Annotated in this window: 22 protein-coding genes; 10 read left to right on the top strand and 12 right to left on the bottom strand. The window is 61.4% G+C overall.

What is annotated here, in order from left to right; translation table 11 throughout:
• Nucleotides 1-3: 3 nt before the first annotated feature.
• The 8 genes from DEJ54_RS16775 to DEJ54_RS16740 all read right to left on the bottom strand — a co-directional run bounded on the left by DEJ54_RS16775 (nt 4) and on the right by DEJ54_RS16740 (nt 7,410).
• Nucleotides 4-2,058, bottom strand: coding sequence for an ASKHA domain-containing protein (locus tag DEJ54_RS16775; RefSeq protein WP_204360825.1), 2,055 nt, complete (start codon nt 2,056-2,058; stop codon nt 4-6).
• 72 nt (nt 2,059-2,130) lie between these two features.
• Nucleotides 2,131-3,084, bottom strand: coding sequence for a methyltetrahydrofolate cobalamin methyltransferase (locus DEJ54_RS16770; protein ID WP_113155559.1), 954 nt, complete (start codon nt 3,082-3,084; stop codon nt 2,131-2,133).
• Between the two features lie 53 nt (nt 3,085-3,137).
• A complete protein-coding gene (locus DEJ54_RS16765; protein WP_113155558.1) occupies nt 3,138-4,256 on the bottom strand; it encodes a methylenetetrahydrofolate reductase in 1,119 nt (372 codons plus the stop codon).
• The gene (locus tag DEJ54_RS16760) at nt 4,253-4,852 is read right to left on the bottom strand and encodes a methylenetetrahydrofolate reductase C-terminal domain-containing protein (protein WP_113155557.1); all 600 of its coding nucleotides are present in this window, start codon (nt 4,850-4,852) and stop codon (nt 4,253-4,255) included. The genes DEJ54_RS16765 and DEJ54_RS16760 overlap by 4 nt, the downstream gene beginning before the upstream one ends.
• Nucleotides 4,839-5,141 (bottom strand): virulence factor, encoded by a 303-nt coding sequence (locus DEJ54_RS16755; RefSeq protein ID WP_113155556.1) that lies wholly within the window; start codon nt 5,139-5,141, stop codon nt 4,839-4,841. Before DEJ54_RS16755 ends, DEJ54_RS16760 begins: the two co-directional genes overlap by 14 nt.
• A gap of 159 nt (nt 5,142-5,300) precedes the next feature.
• On the bottom strand, nt 5,301-5,918 hold the full coding sequence (locus DEJ54_RS16750; RefSeq protein ID WP_224873593.1) for an exopolysaccharide biosynthesis protein: 618 nt from the start codon (nt 5,916-5,918) through the stop codon (nt 5,301-5,303).
• 142 nt (nt 5,919-6,060) lie between these two features.
• On the bottom strand, nt 6,061-6,690 hold the full coding sequence (locus DEJ54_RS16745; RefSeq protein WP_113155554.1) for a DUF4893 domain-containing protein: 630 nt from the start codon (nt 6,688-6,690) through the stop codon (nt 6,061-6,063).
• 69 nt (nt 6,691-6,759) lie between these two features.
• Nucleotides 6,760-7,410: a DUF1638 domain-containing protein gene (locus DEJ54_RS16740; protein ID WP_113155553.1), complete on the bottom strand. Its 651-nt coding sequence runs from the start codon at nt 7,408-7,410 to the stop codon at nt 6,760-6,762.
• 49 nt (nt 7,411-7,459) lie between these two features.
• Here DEJ54_RS16740 and DEJ54_RS16735 point away from each other — a divergent pair, with 49 nt between their 5' ends.
• Nucleotides 7,460-7,618 (top strand): entericidin A/B family lipoprotein, encoded by a 159-nt coding sequence (locus DEJ54_RS16735; protein WP_113155552.1) that lies wholly within the window; start codon nt 7,460-7,462, stop codon nt 7,616-7,618.
• 31 nt (nt 7,619-7,649) lie between these two features.
• Here the strand turns inward: DEJ54_RS16735 and DEJ54_RS16730 are convergent, their stop codons facing one another.
• Nucleotides 7,650-8,348 carry a B12-binding domain-containing protein gene (locus DEJ54_RS16730; protein WP_113155551.1) on the bottom strand — a complete coding sequence of 233 codons (699 nt, stop codon included), beginning with the start codon at nt 8,346-8,348 and terminating at the stop codon, nt 7,650-7,652.
• A 335-nt stretch (nt 8,349-8,683) separates the two neighbouring features.
• Between DEJ54_RS16730 and DEJ54_RS16725 the strand changes: the two genes are divergently transcribed.
• The 7 genes from DEJ54_RS16725 to DEJ54_RS16695 all read left to right on the top strand — a co-directional run bounded on the left by DEJ54_RS16725 (nt 8,684) and on the right by DEJ54_RS16695 (nt 13,104).
• Entirely contained in the window at nt 8,684-9,157 is a 474-nt protein-coding gene (locus tag DEJ54_RS16725) for a hypothetical protein (protein ID WP_245447603.1), read from the top strand.
• Between the two features lie 9 nt (nt 9,158-9,166).
• Nucleotides 9,167-9,553, top strand: coding sequence for a hypothetical protein (locus DEJ54_RS16720; RefSeq protein ID WP_113155550.1), 387 nt, complete (start codon nt 9,167-9,169; stop codon nt 9,551-9,553).
• Nucleotides 9,520-9,972 (top strand): hypothetical protein, encoded by a 453-nt coding sequence (locus DEJ54_RS16715; RefSeq protein WP_245447601.1) that lies wholly within the window; start codon nt 9,520-9,522, stop codon nt 9,970-9,972. The genes DEJ54_RS16720 and DEJ54_RS16715 overlap by 34 nt, the downstream gene beginning before the upstream one ends.
• A gap of 105 nt (nt 9,973-10,077) precedes the next feature.
• Entirely contained in the window at nt 10,078-10,536 is a 459-nt protein-coding gene (locus DEJ54_RS16710) for a hypothetical protein (protein WP_162742329.1), read from the top strand.
• Nucleotides 10,537-10,544: 8 nt separating this feature from the next.
• Complete coding sequence (locus tag DEJ54_RS16705; RefSeq protein WP_113155548.1) at nt 10,545-10,931, top strand: hypothetical protein; 387 nt, start codon at nt 10,545-10,547, stop codon at nt 10,929-10,931.
• A 17-nt stretch (nt 10,932-10,948) separates the two neighbouring features.
• Nucleotides 10,949-11,374, top strand: a complete 426-nt coding sequence (locus tag DEJ54_RS16700) for a hypothetical protein (RefSeq protein ID WP_113156357.1) — start codon at nt 10,949-10,951, stop codon at nt 11,372-11,374.
• Between the two features lie 155 nt (nt 11,375-11,529).
• Complete coding sequence (locus DEJ54_RS16695; RefSeq protein WP_113156356.1) at nt 11,530-13,104, top strand: trimethylamine methyltransferase family protein; 1,575 nt, start codon at nt 11,530-11,532, stop codon at nt 13,102-13,104.
• Between the two features lie 19 nt (nt 13,105-13,123).
• Here the strand turns inward: DEJ54_RS16695 and DEJ54_RS16690 are convergent, their stop codons facing one another.
• Nucleotides 13,124-13,903 carry an META domain-containing protein gene (locus DEJ54_RS16690; protein WP_113155547.1) on the bottom strand — a complete coding sequence of 260 codons (780 nt, stop codon included), beginning with the start codon at nt 13,901-13,903 and terminating at the stop codon, nt 13,124-13,126.
• Nucleotides 13,904-14,113: 210 nt separating this feature from the next.
• Between DEJ54_RS16690 and DEJ54_RS16685 the strand changes: the two genes are divergently transcribed.
• Nucleotides 14,114-15,163 (top strand): aldo/keto reductase, encoded by a 1,050-nt coding sequence (locus DEJ54_RS16685; protein WP_113155546.1) that lies wholly within the window; start codon nt 14,114-14,116, stop codon nt 15,161-15,163.
• A gap of 206 nt (nt 15,164-15,369) precedes the next feature.
• Here the strand turns inward: DEJ54_RS16685 and DEJ54_RS16680 are convergent, their stop codons facing one another.
• Nucleotides 15,370-16,083, bottom strand: coding sequence for a L,D-transpeptidase (locus DEJ54_RS16680; RefSeq protein WP_224924615.1), 714 nt, complete (start codon nt 16,081-16,083; stop codon nt 15,370-15,372).
• A 490-nt stretch (nt 16,084-16,573) separates the two neighbouring features.
• On the opposite strand from DEJ54_RS16680, the gene DEJ54_RS16675 reads away from it, so the two are divergent.
• Nucleotides 16,574-17,038 carry an aminoacyl-tRNA deacylase gene (locus DEJ54_RS16675; RefSeq protein WP_113155545.1) on the top strand — a complete coding sequence of 155 codons (465 nt, stop codon included), beginning with the start codon at nt 16,574-16,576 and terminating at the stop codon, nt 17,036-17,038.
• Nucleotides 17,039-17,521: 483 nt separating this feature from the next.
• Here DEJ54_RS16675 and DEJ54_RS16670 read toward each other — a convergent pair whose 3' ends face one another.
• The gene (locus tag DEJ54_RS16670; protein ID WP_162742328.1) at nt 17,522-18,748 is read right to left on the bottom strand and encodes a GGDEF domain-containing protein; all 1,227 of its coding nucleotides are present in this window, start codon (nt 18,746-18,748) and stop codon (nt 17,522-17,524) included.
• Nucleotides 18,749-18,887 lie beyond the last annotated feature (139 nt).

Genomic DNA, 18,887 nt, shown 5'->3' with positions numbered 1-18,887 from the left:
AACTCAGTCGCGCCGCCGCCGCGCCGCGCGCTCCTCGCGTGAGCGTCTGCGCGGGCGCGCTTCGCCATCGCCGTTTTGCGCATCCGCCAGCTGTCGTGGCGGCAGGGTCACCCGTTCGGCCAGCCTGGGAAAGGCGTCGATCTTGTTGGGCAGCGCCATGGCGTGCACGAAATGCTCCTGGAATTTCGGCTCCAGCGCCGTCTCGATCTTTTCGATGCGCTGCACCGTCTCCTCGATTTCGCGCCGGTGGTCGCGGTTCAAAAGGGCCATGCGCGCGCCGGTGCCCGCAGCATTGCCCACAGCTGAAACCCGGTCGGGGTCGCAATCGGGAATGAGCCCCAGCACCATGGCGTAAAGCGGATCGATGAAGGAGCCGAATGCGCCGGCAAAACGGATCGTGTCCACCGTCGCCACTGCCTGCTTTTCCATCAAAAGCCTGATGCCTGCATAGAGTGCGGCCTTGGCGAGCTGGATCGCCCGCACATCGTTCTGGGTCACGGTCAGCCGTGGTCCGCTCTCCTTCAGAACGTAGGAGAAGGTGCGTCCCTCGGCGATGATGCGCGGGTTCGTCTCTGCCAGTGCTCCGTTCACCACGCCATCTTCCGAGATGATGCCGCTCAGATACATCTCCGCAATCACCTCAATGATGCCCGAACCGCAAATGCCGGTGACGCCGGTTTCGCCCAGCGCTTCGGCAAAGCCGGGCTCGTCCGACCAGAGATCGCAGCCGATGACGCGATAGCGCGGAGCGAGTGTTTCGCGGTCGATGCGCACCCGCTCGATGGCGCCGGGGGCGGCGCGCTGGCCGGCGGAAATCTCGGCGCCCTCGAAGGCAGGGCCTGTCGGCGAGGAGGCAGCCACCACGCGCGCCCGGTTGCCAAGCACGATCTCCGCATTGGTGCCCACATCGACAATCAGCATCATCTCGTCCTGCCGGTGCGGGCCTTCCGCCAGCGTCACGGCAGAAGCGTCTGCGCCCACATGGCCGGCGATGCAGGGCAGGAGATAGGTCCGCGCACCGGGGTTGAGCTTCAGCCTGAGATCGTCGGCCTTGAGCTTCACCGCGCCCGACACGGCCAGCGCGAAGGGCGCGCCGCCCAGCTCCGTCGGGTCGATCCCCAGAAACAGGTGGTGCATGATGGGGTTGGCGACGAACACCGCATCGAGAATGTCATGCCGTTCGATGCCGCCATCGTCCGCCACTTTCTGCACCAGTTTCGAGATTTCCTGCCGCACGGCGCGCGTCATGGCCTCGCGCCCGTCCGGGTTCATCATCACATAGGAAACCCGGCTCATCAGGTCTTCGCCAAACCGGATCTGCGGGTTCGACGCGCCGGCAGACGCCACCACGCGGCCCGACAGAAGCGATACGAGATGCATGGCGATGGTCGTGGAGCCGATGTCGCAGGCAAGCCCATAGGCTTCGTTCTTCAGTCCCGGCCACAGCGCCACGAGCCTTGCAATGTCGTCTTCGGCATCCTGATGCACGGCTGCGGTGACCGCCCACTGGCCGGCGCGCAGTATGCCCTGAACCCGCGCCAGCAGGTGTGCATCCACTTCCATGCGCCCAAAGCCCCAGTCCATCTGGAGCGCTGCCTTCAGCCGGTCGAGATCGCCGAGCGGCCTGTGCATGTCGGGTTCTTCCACCTCGACATAGCAAAGGTGCATTGCCGGGCGGCGCTCAATGATGCGGGTGTCGGCGTCCTTGCGCACCACCTGCGCGTTGATGACGGCATCCTGCGGCACGTCGATGACGAGATCGCCCTCGACTGTCGCCGAACAGGAGAGGCGGCGTCCCGCCGGCATGGCGCGTTTCTCCGCATAGCGCGCCTCGCGCGGGCCGACCGGCGAGATGTGATCCTCGGAGGACGTGATCCTGTGCTTTGCGAATTGGCCTTCCTGAACCTCGATCTGGCAGCGCCCGCATGTGGCGCGGCCACCGCATACGCTCTCCACATAGACGCCAAGCTGTCGCGCCGCGTCCAGAATTGTCGTGCCTTTGGGAAAGCGCCCGCGCTTGCCCGACGGCATGAAGAGCACGAGCGGGTCGTCGCTCATGGCCATCCCCGCATGCCGGGAGCCTGTGTCATGTCCGATGCCCTTATGCATGTCGGTATGTCCAAGGTTATCTCACTCCCGCGCGCGGCGCGCATCGCGTCCGCCGCGCCGCCGCCCGCTGCCGGAGGCAGGTGCTGCAGCGGGGGCCGCTGCTCCAGCCGCAGCTGGCTGATGGTCGCGATAGGTCATGATCCAGCGGGAGCAGTTGGGGTCCGTGCCGTTCAGCACATTGGCCGCACGCACCATCTCCATTTCCTGCGGGCGGCAGGGGTTCATGATGGCGCTCGTCATGCCGGCCCCGATCACCATCGGAATGAAACCGGCATTGATGCCGTGCCTGTGCGGCAGTCCGAACGAGATGTTGGAAAGCCCGCAGGTGGTGTTCACCTTCAATTCCTCGCGCAGCCGCCTGAGCAGCCGGAACACCTGCTGGCCGGCCGTGCCCATGGCGCCGATCGGCATCACCAGCGGATCGACCACGATGTCATGCGCGGGAATGCCGAAATCGGCGGCGCGCTGGACGATCTTCTTCGCCACCTCGAAACGCACATCGGGATCTTCCGAAATGCCGGTTTCGTCATTGGAAATGGCGACCACCGGCACATCGTACTTCTTGATCAGCGGCAGGATGGCTTCCAGCTTCTCTTCTTCGCCGGTCACCGAATTCACCAGCGGACGCCCCCTGGCAGCCCTGAGCCCGGCCTCGATGGCAGCGGAAACGGAAGAGTCGATGGAGAGCGGCACGTCCACCAGCTCCTGCACGATCTCCAGGGTCTGCACCAGAAGGCCGGGTTCGGTGGCGTTGGGATCGACCGCCGTCACACCGGCATTCACGTCCAGCATGGTTGCACCGGCCGCAACTTGCGCCAGCGCATCATTCTTCACCGTCTCGAAATTGCCTGCGACCATCTCTGCGGCGAGCTTCTTGCGCCCGGTCGGGTTGATGCGCTCGCCGATCACGCAAAAGGGCTGGTCGAAGCCGATCACGACTTCCTTTGTGGCAGAGGCGACGATGGTTCGGGTCATTCACTGTCCTCCTGGGAGACATGAAACGCGCTTCATGTCGCTGATCGATGATCTCAATTCGTATCGACACTCGTTTCGCTGGCGTCTTTCACCATCTCCACGGGCCGTTCGCTCGGGTTGTCATGCAGAATATGGTCGAGCCTTTCGGCGACCAGCGCATCGTCCAGACCGGGTTCGCGCTTCCATGGCCTGCGGCCCTTCAGAACGCCTGAATCATGCACGATCTCGGCCACGAACTCCTCCTGCCGGTAGGCCATGACATGAACGCCGGAAACGCCCTCGATCTCCTTCACCTCATTGATGATGTCGATGCACAGGCGCTTGCCTTCCTCTTTTTGGTTTTCGGCCCCTTCAAGCCGCGCGATCACGGTGTCGGGAATGTGCACGCCCGGCACATTGGTGCGGATCCAGCGCGCCGTCTTTGCCGATGCGAGCGGGCCGACACCCACAAGGATGAAGCATTTTTCATCAAGCCCCATGTCGCGCACGCGCTTCATGTATTCCCTCAGCATCGGCACATCGTAGCAATACTGGCTCTGCACGAACTGCGCGCCGGCGGCGATCTTCTTGGCGAGCCGCTGCGGGCGAAAATCGTATGGCGGGGCGAAGGGATTGATGGCTGCGCCGAGAAACACCGCCGGCGGCGTGGTGAGCCTGCGGCCCGACAGGAATTTCTCCTCGTCGCGCATGGTCCGCACGGTTTCCAGAAGCGACATGCAGTCGAGGTCAAACACGGGTTTTGCGCCCGGCTGATCGCCCGCCTGCACGCCATCGCCCGTCAGGCACATGATGTTGCTCACGCCCATGGCGGCGGCCCCCAGCACGTCGCCCTGAATGGCGATGCGGTTGCGGTCGCGGCAGGCGATCTGCATGATGGTGGCGTAGCCCATGCGCGTCAGCAGCGCGCAGATGCCCATGGACGACATGTGGCAGTTCGCGCCCGATGCATCCACCGCGTTGATGCCGTCCACCCAGCCATCGAAGATCGCCGCCCGCTCATAGACATCCTGCGCATTGGCGCTGTCGGGCGGGTTCAGCTCCGCTGTCACTGCAAACTCTCCGCGCCGCAGAACGCGTTCCAGCCGCCCGCGTGAGGCGTGGCCGGGCAGGGGCTCCAGCGGCAGGTCGACGCCTTCGGGGTTCTCGTCGATCTGCGGCGGGCGCGGGCTCATGCGGCACTGCTGCCGGCTGCATTTTCGCGTTCCTGTGCGGCCCGCGCTGTCACCCGCAGCCAGGCCGAGCTCTCCCGCAGTGACTGATCCACCGGCTTCTGCACGTCGAGGATCGCATCGCCATTCCGCATTGCCTGTGCGCCTTCCCAGGCCTTCACCCACACGCAGGGCATGTCCGGCTCCACCTCGCAGTGCCCATTGGCCCGCACGCCCCCGCAAGGGCCGTTGCGCAACTGTTTCGGGCAGTTCATCGGGCACGACATGCCAGTGGAGGAGAGGATGCACTGACCGCACATGCGGCAGTCGAACATCAGGCCCTTCACCTGCCGTTCGACAAATTTCACCGGCTTTTCAGCCCGCGCATAGCCGACGGCGGTCCAGAACGGATGCAGCGCCAGAAACAGGCTGGAGAAGCGCGCATAGACCCATTCGAGAAACCGCGCATGCCGAACCGACCAGCCCCGCATCGTGTAGCGTCGTTGCACACGCCGCAGCGGCGACACGTCAGCCGGCCGGTAGGCAAGCCGCTCGCGGGTTTTCTTCACCAGCGTCGCCTGGGTTACCGTGGTCGTTTTTGCGCTGTCATTTCCCGTCATGACCGCCTGCCTTGACGAGCGCCACGAGGCGCGCCCTGTCATAATCGCGCTCGATGGCTTCGAGTGCTCTGTCAGCTTCCGCCTCCAGATCGTCGCTGACGGAAACCGGATCGCCGCGCCGCCACTCGGCCAGATAGGCGTCGCTGTCGCGCGCGCCCACCCGCATGGCGCACATGTCTATCGCCTCGGTGAAGCGCAGCGGCAGTTCGCGCCTGGCGTTCTGCCGTCCTTTCCGGACGATCACCTGCGCGGGGATATCACGCCAGTATACCACGATCAGATTGGCCATAAGCGCTTGTTCCTTCCTCCGTTTTCAGCATTGCCGAATGCATTGCGCGCCCGCTTGCTGGCGGGCGACGCGCGCGCATTCAAATGCGACGTGGAAGAAGGTGGTACGGCAATAGTCCGGATCGTCCCTTGTGCGTCCTGTGGGACGCAGCAGGGCGATCTAGTGCATCACGGCGCCGGCCATCATGCTGGCGCCGACCACGACGCCGGCAATCACCAGAAGCGAAAGCACGCCGCATGTGATGGCGATGCTGAGAAGGATGCCGTCACGCTCCGAAAGCGCGAGGCCCACCAGCACGCAGGAAAAGGCCGGGAACCAGTTGCCGAGCGGGATCGGCAGCGTCACCGCAATCGAGAGAACCAGCGCAATGAGGCCGATGACCCGGTCTGCATGGTCCCGCGCAAACGGCCAGTAACGCGGCTTGATCAGCCGTTCGACGAGGATCAGCCGGGGAATGAAGCGCTCGCTCATATGGCGAAACTTGTCGGCCCCGATGGATTTGTTGAGCAGGAAGTTGGGCAGCCAGACGGTGCGGTTGCCCATCACCATCTGGATCGCAATCAGCACCAGCGGCGGTCCCAGGATCACCGTGCTGCCGGGCGGGAAGGGCAGGAGATTGAGGCAGGCGAAGAACACGAAAAGCGTCGCAAAGCTGCGATCACCGAGCGCCTGGCGGATTTCGCCGATGGAAACCTTGTCTTCTGCACGTTTTGCCAGGTCGCGGAAGATGCGCGACAGCCGGCGCGGCGGCAGCTCAGCGGGCGGTGCGCCCAACACCGTGTCCAAGTCCGTTCCCTCAGCTTTCATCGTACTCGTCTTGCCCGCCCTGCGAATCCCAAAGGGGACGTCAAACAGTCTTGTTCGAATGCCGTTAAGCCTTCATGACAATGGCTGCAAGCTTCCGCCCCCATCCGATATGTTATTGCGCCCGTCGAATTTCCATGATGTCGAGGATGGATTCACGCTCCGGCGCTGGAAATTCAATGCGCCATTGCGCTTCGCCGTCGCGGAAAACATAGCCCACCTGATCGGTTTCGCGCCCTGCGCCATAGGCCGGCGGTTGATCGCCACTCACCGAAAAGACGCCGAGATAGATCATGCGCGAACCGCCATCGTCGAAAAAATGTCCGTCCGTCAGCTGCGACCCGGTCAGCTTTTCGAAGAACCAGCCTGATCCGTCATCGCTCACCTCGCACCCGAACCAGCCATAGACGATGAGTGGCGCAAGCCCCCCGGTCTTGATGGTGCGGCATTGCCACGCGCCGGAAAGGTCGAGCCCCTGAAAGGAGCGCTTCTGCCGCCCGTCGATCTCATTGAGTAGCGCGATGTCTTCTGCCGCGCCGCCGGCTCTGGCCTGTTTGAAAGCTTCGCTGCGCATCCGCTCATAGGCGTCCAGCCGCGCCGCATCGCGATAGGTGATCTTCCGTACGACCGTGTCCTTCTCAAAACCGGCCCGCTCCATGTCGAGTTTTTCCTGAACCAGCGACTGGGCATTGGCCGCGCCGGCCATGAGGCCGAGCGCCAGTAAAATGGTGATGAGACGGTGCATGAAGTTTCTCCGGAACGCAGGTCAGCAAAGCACCGCCAATGTAACCATTTCATGGCGGTTTCCGAAGCGTCAGTGCTTTTGCATCGCCCCCGCAAGGGCTGCCGGCAGGTCGCCATACCCGGTTTGCCGCTTTTCATAGGTGAGGCCAAGCAGGCGTGCCGCCTTCTGCGCCACGGCCTCAAGCGCAGGGTCTTCCGTCTGTGCCAGATAGACAAGTTTTTGATAATTGCCGAAAAAATCCTGAATGAGCTCCGGGTGCCGGTCGAGCCCCATCGGCTTCATGAAAAACGCGTCGAACTGGCGGCAGAGAAAATCCGTCATGTAGAAGGAGAGCATGTCCTCCTCGGCAACCGCTTCAAAGCGGGAAAGCCCCTGATAGAAGGCGAAGCAGTGCGGGCCTTCTATGCGTTCCACCCCATGCTTTTCGCAAACCCGGTCGAGCCCGCCGCCCGTGCCGCAATCGGCATAGCCCGCGAAAATGTGGCGATAGCCCTGCGCGCGCGCCTCCCGGATGGCTTTGTCCATGGCTGGCGCGATGCGCTCGGGGCGGTAGTGAAATTCCGCCGGCAGGCAGGTGAGTTCCAGATGGTCGAAGCCGTAGCGGTCGCGCACCGCAAGGATTTCGCGCGCAATCATTCCGCAGGCGATGACGAGGACGCGCTCCGGGACGGGAACTTTCGCGGGGCTGAGAACTTTTTCCGGTTTTGCGCGTTCATTCATCGTGGCGGCCCAGTCTGTTCGGGCGGTCTATCCGTGAGGGAGATAAACCATGAAACTTTCCACTCTTTCCCGTCTGGCGATCCTCGTTCTGGTCGCAGGCTCTGCAGCCGGCTGCGCCAACACGATCCGCGGCGTCGGACAGGATACGGCCAATGCGGTCGATGCGACCCAGAATGCCGGTCGCAATGTCGTGCGCGCCGCCAACTGACATTTCGGGCAACACCCGGCCTTGAAGAAGGTCAGGCGCCGGCCGTCAGATTGTGCTTGCGCCTGATCAGTTCCTTGGCCGTTTCCACCGTCACAGCCGCATCGCGGCAATAGGCGTCCGCGCCCACGGCCTGGCCAAATTCCTCGTTGAGCGGCGCTCCGCCCACCAGAACAATGTAATTGTCGCGGATGCCCTTTTCCTTCATCGTGTCGATCACGACCTTCATATAGGGCATGGTCGTCGTCAGCAGCGCCGACATGCCGACAATGTCGGGCTGGTGCTCTTCGATTGCCGCCAGATAGTTCTCGACCGGGTTGTTGATGCCGATGTCGATCACGTCGAAGCCCGCGCCCTCCATCATCATGCTGACGAGGTTCTTGCCGATGTCGTGAATGTCGCCCTTCACGGTGCCGATCACCATCTTGCCCTGTTTGGGTGCGCCGGTTTCGGCCAGAAGGGGCCTCAGGATCGCCATGCCGGCTTTCATGGCGTTGGCCGACAGAAGCACTTCGGGAACGAAGAGAATGCCGTCGCGGAAATCCTCGCCGACGATCCGCATGCCTTCGACCAGCGCCTCGGTCAGAACCTCATAGGGCTTCCAGCCCCGGTCCAGAAGAATGCGCGTGCCTTCCTCGATCTCCTCCCTGAGCCCGTCATAGAGGTCGTCATGCATCTGCTGCACGAGTTCGTCGTCCGCAAGCTCGGACAGGATGATCTCGTCGTCGGACATTCTCTGGCTCCCGCTGCTCACATTGCGCGGGCAGGGCTTCCCGCTCCGCGCTCCGGATTGCTCGCAAACATGCGTCTCAAAGGAGAATAGGGCGCGATCTGCCGGTTCCCATGGCTGATTTGCGACCTGCAGCGCAGGGAAAGCGACGGGGGAGGGGCGGCTGGTATCTTTCCTCCGCGTCGGATGGCGTGCGTTCGCGGGTTCGAAAAGCGATAAAACTGTTAACCATGATCAGGAATAAATGCAACTTTAGATTACATTCTTCTTTTCTAAAATGCGTCCCATGGTAGTATTTCTTCAAGGGGCGGCCCACGCGTATCAAGTAGGAGTCGCATATGCGTATGTCCCTTGTGGCGGGTGCCGTTCTCACGGTGCTTGTTTCACCATCCATCGCCTTTGCCGCCAGTGGCGTTATCCCGTTCCGTGGAGAGGTTAATTCCACCTGTGTCATTACGGTGGATTCTCCGGGAACCCTGGGTATCAGCGGTGATTTTACCGTCTTGAGTTCCGATTTGAGCGGCGGCATTGCCGGTCGCGCATCCGTTCTGGCAACGGGCGCGGGATACTCCTTGTCGACCACGGCGCTGACCGCATTTTCCTCGGCGCCGCCGACCGGCAATGCTCATGTAACTTTTGCATCCAAGTATACGACGACGGGCGCGACCAGCGTGACGGATATCCCTGGTCCAACTCTGACCCCACTTTCAACGGGCCTCACGATGGCTAGCGTCGACCTCACGGCGACGAAGTCCACGGGGATCTTTGCCGTCGGCACCTACATCGCCGACGTCACGATCACCTGCGAGTAGGAGGCAGCCATGATGGCGAAGTTTGTCGCGGCGATCATCGTTCTGGCGATGGTCACGCCTGCCGCAGCACAATCCATGACACCGATGCGCGGGGAGATCAGAAGCTTCTCCGACAGCTTCGCCGTGCGGGTTCGCCCGCACAATCCGTACCGCCATCGCATAGAGGTGGCGGTGCGGGTCTATGACGAGGATTTCCGACCGATTGCGGCGAAGGTCGTACCCTCAAAAATGATGCTGGGGAGCGATGTGTCGCGTCCTGTTCTGGTCTCCGTCGATTTCGGCGAGAGCAGAACCAGACGCGTGCGGATTTGCACGGAGAGCATTCCCTTTCCCGATCAGAAAACGAGGATTAGAGCCCAGATATGTGGACGCTTCATAGCTTACCGCGCCAATTGAGCGTGGCCCTGTGTTTCCTGCTGGCTGGTGCGGCCGCCAGCCATGCAGAGGATCAGTACATCATCAATCAGAACCAGACAGGCGTGACCCTGCCGGGCGTCACGATGCCAAACGGGTTTGACGAAGTGCGTGCCGCAGATGGCACCACCTGTCGCGCTTCCATGTCCGGTTCCGGTGCGTACCTCGATTCCGGCGTCATTGGCGGCGCGAATGACAACGTATCGGCCTATGGCCGTCTCGTTGTGCCCTTGGGAGAACGACCAACGCGCCTTAACTGCGACCGGCTTTATCAGCTGGAGATCGAGCGGCTGGAGCTTGAGGTTCAGCTCATGCGGCAGGGGCTGGACCCGCGCATGAGTTCCCGGTCATCGGGCAGTTGGGCGAGCGACGCCTCCTGGACCAACAAGGGCAGGCGCTGAAAAGCGCCTGCCTACTTTAAAGCAGATATGCAATGTTCCTTTATTTCATTTGACGATCTCTTTGGTTTGAGTAATTCTATATTTATTTTTCAAATGAGGTTTAAAGTGAAGTATTTATTTTCATTATTGTTATTATTACCATATTCAACATCTGCCTCTGCATTGGAGGCCAATATTCCGTTCAAAGCAGTGATCGATGATACATGCAGCGTGGAGTTTCAGACCCCAGGCAAACTGGCGCGCGATGGCTTCTATGCGCTCGATTCTGCAGCGTCTGGCGGTCGCGCCGGTGTTGCCGCCATTTACACCACCTCGTCTGGTTTCAAGGTCAATCTGCGCAACCCGAAGAACTTTACCACCGCGCCCGCTGGTGATGCGTCTGCGACATTCACTTCCAGCTACAAAACCAGCGGTGGAACAACGACTTCCAGTGTTTCAGGGGCGACGAAGACCCCGCTGGAAATGGGCGTGACAAATGTCGTTGTAAACCTGCGCGCAGTCTCTCAGAAGTCGATCTTTCACAAGGGAAAATACGAAACCTTTGTCACGGTCGTTTGCGAGTAGGCACGGCCATGCTCCGGTTTGTCATGATGTTCGGTGCCGCTCTCGCCGCATCGACGCCACCTGCATTTTCGCAGTCCATGTCTCCCATGCGCGGTGTGGTCCGTAGCTATACGGACAGCTTTGCCGTCCGCGTTTATCCGCAAAACCCTTACAGCCACCGGATCGACGTCGCCGTGCGCGTTTACGATGCCGAATTCCGGCCCGTGAAAGCACGCGTGACGCCTCAGATTTTTACGCTCGGAGCAAAACAGTCGCGTCCGGTTGTTGTTGTGGTCAATTTCGAAGGCGAGCGCGAACGTCGCGTGCGGATATGCACGGAAAGCATCCCGTTTCCCGAAGCTCATCTTGGTATGAAGGCACAGATATGCGGAAAGTTCATTGCACACCGGCTGTGATCGGTTTGGCCGTCTGCATGGCCTCTCTAGCGGGTGGAGCCAGAGCAAGCGAGCAGGTCTATGCCGTCAGGCAGAACCACAGTGGTTTCGCCCTGCCGGGGGTCGTCTCACCCAATGGATATGACGAAGTTCGCGCGGCCGACGGCACGACGTGTCACTCATCGATATCCAGTGGCGGAAGCTATTTCGATACGGGCGTCATCAGCGATTCCCTGAACTCGCCCGACAAATCGCTGTCGGCTTATGGCCGGTTGGTCATTCCCCTGGGCGAACGGCCGAAGCGACTCAATTGCGACCGGCTCTATCAACTCGAACTGCGGCGGCTGCAACTAGAGGTCAAGCTTCTGGAACAGGGGCTTGATCCGCGGATGATCGGTCACCAGCCCGCAGACCGGGCAGACTGGTCGGAAAGCGGGGGCTGGACCGATGCCGGGCAAAGATGATGCGCCCTGACGTCCACAAGCCATGCCCTGCGACCGGCAGACCAGTTGCGACACCGCGTGCCGCTTGCGGAATGGAAGTCCATGCTGCAAACGCTAGGCTTGTATTAGCACGATTGCTTGAGGACCCCTGACAGGGAGCTTGTGGGATGACGGTGATGGCTGGAGACGACGAAGCACAGGATCGGCCACGTCGTGGACGGGCAGGGCGTGGCGAGCGCGGCGGTGCGGCGGCCCGCAGGGCGGCGAGAGCCGGTGCAGGGCCCGGGCCGCAGCTGACCTATATTCGCCGCACGCTCAGGCCCTTCGAGGTTCTGGACGAAGAAGCGCTGGCCTTGATCGAGGCCAATGCCGATACGGTTCTCGAAGAGATTGGCATCGAGTTTCGCGACGATCCCGAGGCGCTCTCCATGTGGAAGGAGGCAGGTGCGGATGTGCAGGGCGACCGGGTGCATTTCCCCAAAGGGCTCTGCCGCGCGCTCCTGAAAACCGCGCCTTCCACCTTCACCCAGCATGCACGCAATCCCGAGCGCTCGGTCGAGATTGGCGGCAACACCACCGTATTCGCGCCGGTCTATGGCCCGCCCTTCGTGCGCGATCTCGATGGCGCGCGCCGTTATGCGACGATTGAGGATTTCCGCAATTTCGTGAAGCTCGCCTATATGGCGCCGTCCATTCATCATTCGGGCGGCACTGTCTGCGAACCGGTCGATGTGCCGGTCAACAAGCGGCATCTCGACATGGTGTTTGCGCATATGCGTTACTCCGACAAGCCCTTCATGGGCTCGGTAACAGCGCCGGATCGCGCCGAGGACACGGTGTCGATGGCCCGCATCCTGTTCGGCGAGAAGTTCGTCGATGAGAATGCGGTGGTGATCAATCTGATCAACGCCAATTCGCCCATGGTGTTTGACGAGACCATGCTGGGCGCGGCCAAGGTCTATGCGCGGGCCAATCAGTCCTGCATCGTCACGCCCTTCATTCTGGCCGGTGCCATGAGCCCGGTAACCGTGATCGGCACGCTGACGCAGGTTCTGGCCGAGGTCATGGCCGGCGCAGCCTTCACGCAGCTGGTGCGCCCCGGCGCACCGGTTCTGTTCGGCACCTTCGCCTCGTCCATTTCCATGCAGTCGGGCGCGCCGACCTTTGGCACGCCGGAGCCCTCGCTGGTCTCCTACGGCGCAGCACAGCTCGCCCGCCGGCTGGGATTGCCGTTCCGTACGGGTGGTTCGCTGACGGGGTCCAAGATCCCCGACGCGCAGGCTGCCTATGAGAGCGCGAACACGCTGAACTCGACCGTTATGTCGGGCACCAATTTCGTGCTCCACGCTGCTGGCTGGCTGGAGGGCGGGCTGGTGTCGTCCTATGAGAAATTCATGATGGACATCGACCAGCTGGGCATGCAGCAGCGCTTTTGCGAACCACTGGATGTTTCGGAAAACGGGCAGGCCATGGACGCCATCCGGGAAGTGGGGCCGGGCAGCCATTATCTTGGATGCGCCCACACCCAGGCCAATTTCCAGACCGCTTTCTACCGCTCTTCCATCGCCGACAACAATTCCTATGAACAGTGGGCGGCGGAAGGCGAGAAGGCGGCGCATCAGCGGGCGAACCAACTCGCCCGCAACTGGCTGGAAGCCTATGAAGCGCCCCCGCTCGATGCAGGCATCGAGGAGGGGCTTCTGGACTTCATCGCCCGGCGCAAGGAATCGATGCCCGACGCCTTCACCTGAGCGCACCGGACATCCGAAATCAGCCGGCCGGGAAGGCCTTGAGCGTGCGCCCGTCGACAGTCTGGAGGACGAGTGCGCCCTCGGGCGTCATGGTGAAGAAGGTGACGTCTGCGAGAATCTCCAGGAATTTCTGTTCCTGATTCATCAGCGCTTCCGCGCAGGCCATGCGGGTCGACGCGGCCTGGCTGATGGTCAGCCTGCCATTGTCTTCTTCCCATCCGGCCGTGTAGCGATTGCACGAGGCGTTGCCGGCGACCCGGCCATCTTCGCCGAAGGTCACCGTGACATTTGAACTGTCGATGATGCCGCCGCCATCAATGTCTTCGACCACCCATTCGGTGCCCGTGATCTTGTCCATGCCGATAACGCCGAACGGGGCCGGGGCCTCGTAGGGCTTCATGATCAGCGTGCCCAGATCGATCTCGGTCCGGGCAATGTCGATGGTGACGGGCTCGGAGATCCAGCCGGGCTGGAGGCCATCAAGAATGCCGCCGCGCAGCTGATAGGTTCCGTCCTTGTCGAGCGTTTCCCGGTCGACTGAAAGCGTGAAGGGGATCGGCACCTGCCGGCCTTCCGTTGCAATGCGCGTTTCCGCTGCGACCGACTGCGAAGCGTCTGCGTCAGCCTCGCGCAGCTCGACGATGGCGAGGGCGTCTTCCGGCAGGGCGATCCGCGCGAAATAGGTCAGCTCACCGGTGATTTTCAGCATGCTCTCCTCCTGTGCGAAGGACGGTGCGCTCCAGATCGTGGTGGACAGAAGAGCAAGGCCAAGAAGAACCGAACGGCGTTGAAAGGACATGGAAACCTCGAATTTGAACGTGTTGTCGACGGGATACTCTAGCCGACATTCCGGATGAGCAATTGTTTTGCACTGTATTGTGACGTGATTGCGTTGAGAGCGGCGCGAATGCGTCCTGCTTTGCGTGCGGATGCTTGCGCGCCCACTGAACGGCCTTATGATGCCGGCATTGGCGCGTTCGCGCCAGATTTCAGCATCCGGAGACTTTTGATGGAAAAGCGCCGTCTTGGACGCAGCGACCTCCTTGTTTCGCAGATTTGCCTGGGCACGATGACCTTTGGCGAACAGAACACCGAGGCAGAAGGCCACGAACAGATGGACCGCGCCGTCGAGCGTGGTGTGAATTTCCTCGACATGGCGGAACTCTATCCCATCCCGCCCAAAGCCGAGACGCAGGGGCGCACCGAGCGCTATGTGGGCACATGGATGAAAGAGCGCGGCAACCGCGATCAGCTCATCATCGCCTCCAAGGTGATCGGCCGCACCGACAATGAATGGTTTCGTGGCGACCGTCCGTCGAAGCTCGTTCGCGCCGATATCATGGACGCCATCGACAAGTCGCTGGCGCGGCTTCAGACGGACTATATCGACCTCTATCAGATCCACTGGCCGGACCGGGAAAACCCTTTCGGTTCCAACCCCACGCGGGTGACCGCGTTGAACGAGCCGCTGGCCGACGAAACGCCGATTGCAGAGACGCTGGCCGTGTTCGACGATCTGGTGAAGGCTGGCAAGATCCGCCATTTCGGTCTGTCGAACGAAAGCTCCTGGGGCGTGATGCGCTACGTCGCAGAAGCCGACAAGGGCGTTGGTCCGCGTGTGGTTTCGCTTCAGAATGCCTACAGCCTGGTCAACCGCACCTATGAGGTGAACCTTGCCGAAACGTGCCAGCGCGAAGAAGTGGGCCTGCTTGCCTATTCGCCGCTGGCGCAGGGCTATCTGACCGGGAAATACGACGATGGCGCGCTGCCGGAAGGGTCGCGCAAGGCGCTGTTTGACCGTCTCAAACGCTATGAGAAGCTTGGCGCGCAGGACGCAGTCAAGGCTTACAACACCATGGCGCGCGCGTTCGGGTTGACGCCGGCCGCTTTCGCGCATGCCTTCGTCAATTCGCGCCCCTTCATGACGTCGAACATCATTGGCGCGACCAAAATGGAGCAGCTCGAAGAGGCGCTTGATGCGCTCGATGTGCGCTGGACCGAGGAAATGCAGACTGCCGTTGATGATCTGCATCAGAAAATCGGCAATCCCAGCCCCTAGAGCGTTTCCGCTTTTCGTTGAATCGCGAAAACGCTCTAATGTACTGATTTTGCACAATTCCGGACGGAAAACCGGTTTCCACTTTTCCTGGAATTGCTTTAGATAATGTCGGTTGCGGTGTTGCCGCAGTTGATGTGAAACAACGAAAAACCCCTGCCGTGTGGCAACATGGCAGGGGTTTTTGTCTGTCTGTCGCGCCGTAAGGTTCAGACCGTGCCGGGCTGCGGCTGGCCTGCGCCCAGCACAACCATGCGGGCGCCGCGTGGAACGCGCTTGTAGAGATCCATGATGTCGTGGTTCAGCAGGCGGATACAGCCCGAGGACACCGACTTGCCGATGGACCACGGCTCGGTGGTGCCGTGGATGCGGTAGAGCGTGTCCTTGCCATCCTTGTAGAGGTAAAGCGCGCGCGAACCGAGCGGGTTGGTGAGGCCGCCCAGCAGGCCGGCTGCCAGCGGACGATAGCGCTCCGGCTCGCGCTCGATCATGGCGAGGGTGGGGGCCCAGTTCGGCCATTCGGCCTTGCGGCCGATCACGCCATCGCCTTCGTATTCGAGGCCGGCCTTGGCAACGCCGATGCCGTAGCGCATGGCCTTGCCATTTTCCATGACCAGGTAGAGGAAGCGGTTGCCCGGATCGATGACAATCGTGCCCACGGGCTCGCTGGTCGGGTAGTCGACCATCTGGCGCAGATACTGGCGGTCGATCTTGGTCACGTCCACCGCAGGGATGACGATGCCGTTGTCTTCGATCTCGCCATACATGTCCTGATAATAGGAGAGCATTGGCCATGGGGCGTTTGCAGAGGTGCCGGGCCCGCTGCCGGTGGTGGTGCATGCCGCCGCGAAGGCTGGCAGAAGCAACAGCAGGAACACCCGCGCGCCGCGATTGGCTGCGCGTGCAACAGTGGTGTGGAACAAGGAAACTCTCCTTAAGTGTAAAATACCGGTCGGTTTTTGATGTCTTTCGCCCCGAAGGCGCGGCTGCGCGGAGGCGTTGCGGGGCACTTGCCACCCGGTTCTTGATAAATTGTGGCAAATCCCGGCGATCGTGCCCGAATGTCGCGTGAATCGTAATGGGATTGGCCATTCTGATTGCGGGGTGAGGCATTTTTCCCACAGTGACGCTGCGTAAGGTCGGTTGTCCGTCAGGTGCGGCGTGCTTGGCTCCGATGCTTTTCCAACGGGCGCGATGGGTGTATTCTTGAAGCATGAGAGACCAGCAGGCGACCGGACGACGGTTTGGCGCGGCGCTGGCTTTCGCAAGCGGCGGTATGACGCCGCCCTTGTCCGCATATCCAGAACCGCGCCCGACGCGCCGGCTGACCGATGGGTCAGAAACCGGGCAGGGCCGATGCGCAATCCATGTCTGCATCCGCTGCCGGCCCGAAGGCAGGAAAGGAACGGGACCATGGGTATCGCCATGACGATGCATGAATTTCTGGAAGACAGCCACGTGCCCTATGACGTGGCCAGACACAACCGCACGGCGAGCTCTGCCATGACGGCGCGGGTGAGCCACATTCCGGGCCGCGAAATGGCGAAGGGCGTGGTGCTCAAATGGGATGACAGCTATCTGCTGGCCGTGGTGCCTGCCTCCAGGCAGGTCGATCTCGGCAAGGTGGCCGACATTCTGGGTGAGAAGGTCGTGCTCGCGAGCGAGGAGGAAACGGCAGCGCTGTTTCCCGATTGCGATGAGGGTGCTGTTCCCGTGTTTGGTGCGCCATACCGCATCGCATGCATGATCGATGAAGCGCTCGATGCCGATGACGACGTCTATTTCGAGGGCGGCGATCATCGCACGCTGGTGCATGTGACGCGGCAGGGGTTTGAGCAGTTGATGTATGGAATGCCAAGGGCGCATATCAGCAGCTAGAACCTTTGCCGGTTGCCAGTTTCAAGGTGGAGTGCAGGCGTGCGGAAACGCTCCCGCGCCTGCGCCGGGTTCTGGCTGGAGTATGGGAAGACGGGCGGCTGAAGCGACGCTCATCTTTATTGTAAAACGTGCGACCCTTCAGCCACCCGCCCGGCTCTTGACAACTTCCGACAGGGATCGCCCTGGAACCGGGTGTTCAGGCTTCGCCCGGAGGCGGGCCGTTGCACCAGACCGCGTCTGAATGCGGTCCTTCGCCGGACCAGCCGCCCGCTAGCAGCGGCAGCACACGTTATGCCGCCGGCCCGGGCACCGTCCCATCTCCGCGAGATCACCGTCGCGACCTGCTTTCCCACGAGATGGGCAGGGAGAAGGATAAGCCTGTTTGAACGGGAGGGGAGAAAACGCGCCCCGAAACGGGAAGCGATGACCGGTCTTTATGGGATGTGCGGGGATGATGCGCGGGATCTATCCCCGTTCTGTGGGTCAGGCGGCTGCATTTATGACCTGCTCCACCCGGTTTCGCCCGCTTTTCTTGGCTGCATACAGAGCCGAATCCGCATGGGAAAGAAGATGATCGAGATCGCGCGAACCGCAGTCGCTATGGCAGATGCCGGCGCTGAGGGAGGGGTGGATCACGGTGTTGCCCGCGGGGACAGCGAGCCTTGAGATTTTGGCGCGCAGCGCCTCAACCACATGAGTGGCCCCGGCGCTGGACAGTCCGGGCAGGAGGGCAACGAATTCCTCGCCGCCCCAGCGGGCGACAATTGCGTTGTCGTCGAACGTCTCGTCAAAAGCCTGAGCGCAGGCGACAAGCGTATGGTCGCCTGCTGCATGACCGTGCAGGTCGTTTATGCGTTTGAAATGATCAAGGTCGAAGATGGCGAGCGCGAAGGGCTGCTCGGGATTGGCCCTGATGAGCGCCGTGGCTCTTGTTTCGAAGGCGCTGCGGTTCAGGAGTCCGGTGAGCCCGTCGCGGGAGGCAAGGCGGCGCAGTTCGGTCGCGTCGCGTTCGTAAGCGAGGGCCAGCGCGAAGGCACCGGAAGCCGTGACATGAAACAGGGCGACGGAAAGGTGGATCGTCAGTATGGCGTCGTCGGGAATGTGGCGCGCCATGTCGTTCGTGGCCAGAAGTCCCTGGAGTGTTCTGGCGGCAAACATGCCGGTTAGAACGCCATAGGCGATGATCATGCCGGTTCTGGATAGCTTCCGGTCGCTTCGATTGCGCCAGAACTCGAATGTGCAGCCTGCAGCCAGAACTGTCAGCACAATGTTGACCGTCGAATAGACGCTTGCATAGGAGTTGTATATCGGTGGCACTGCACAGAAGGCGACGAAAACAACTGCTGGTAACAGCATGACGTAACGCGGAGCGCTGCGCTTCTCAAACTGACGGGCGGCCTGCCAACGCAGGCTGAATCCGAGAACAAGCAGTGAGTTGGGCAACAGTGTTGTCAGAACGTCTGGCAAGAACCTTTCGAACATGAAGGTCAGAAGGGCGAACCCGATCACCACATTCGCGAGACCCCATGAGTCCCAGTAGACTTCGTTCCTTGCTCGTCCCGCGATGAAGAACACCGTCGCCATGACGAGAACGACAATCGCGTTCGCTGCAAATAAGGTGAAATTGTCCAAAACCGAATGCCCAAAGTTGCCCCTGGGGAAGTTTTGCAAATGGGGGCCTAACGTCTGGTTTCGGTGTTTGGTTTCCATTCCATTAACCCCAGGTATACCGGGATGCAGGGCCGACATCCTTGCAGCGTGGTTAACGGCTTGATTCAAACTTTATTGGTAAGTTGAGGCTATTGCTGGCTATTCGCCCGGCGAAAGCTGCCGGGGACACAGATCCCTC

Origin of the sequence: Nitratireductor sp. OM-1 (assembly GCF_003296175.1) — a bacterium.
GTDB classification, from domain to species: Bacteria; Pseudomonadota; Alphaproteobacteria; order Rhizobiales; family Rhizobiaceae; genus Nitratireductor; species Nitratireductor aquimarinus.
This window is presented reverse-complemented; position numbering and strand designations above follow the sequence as displayed.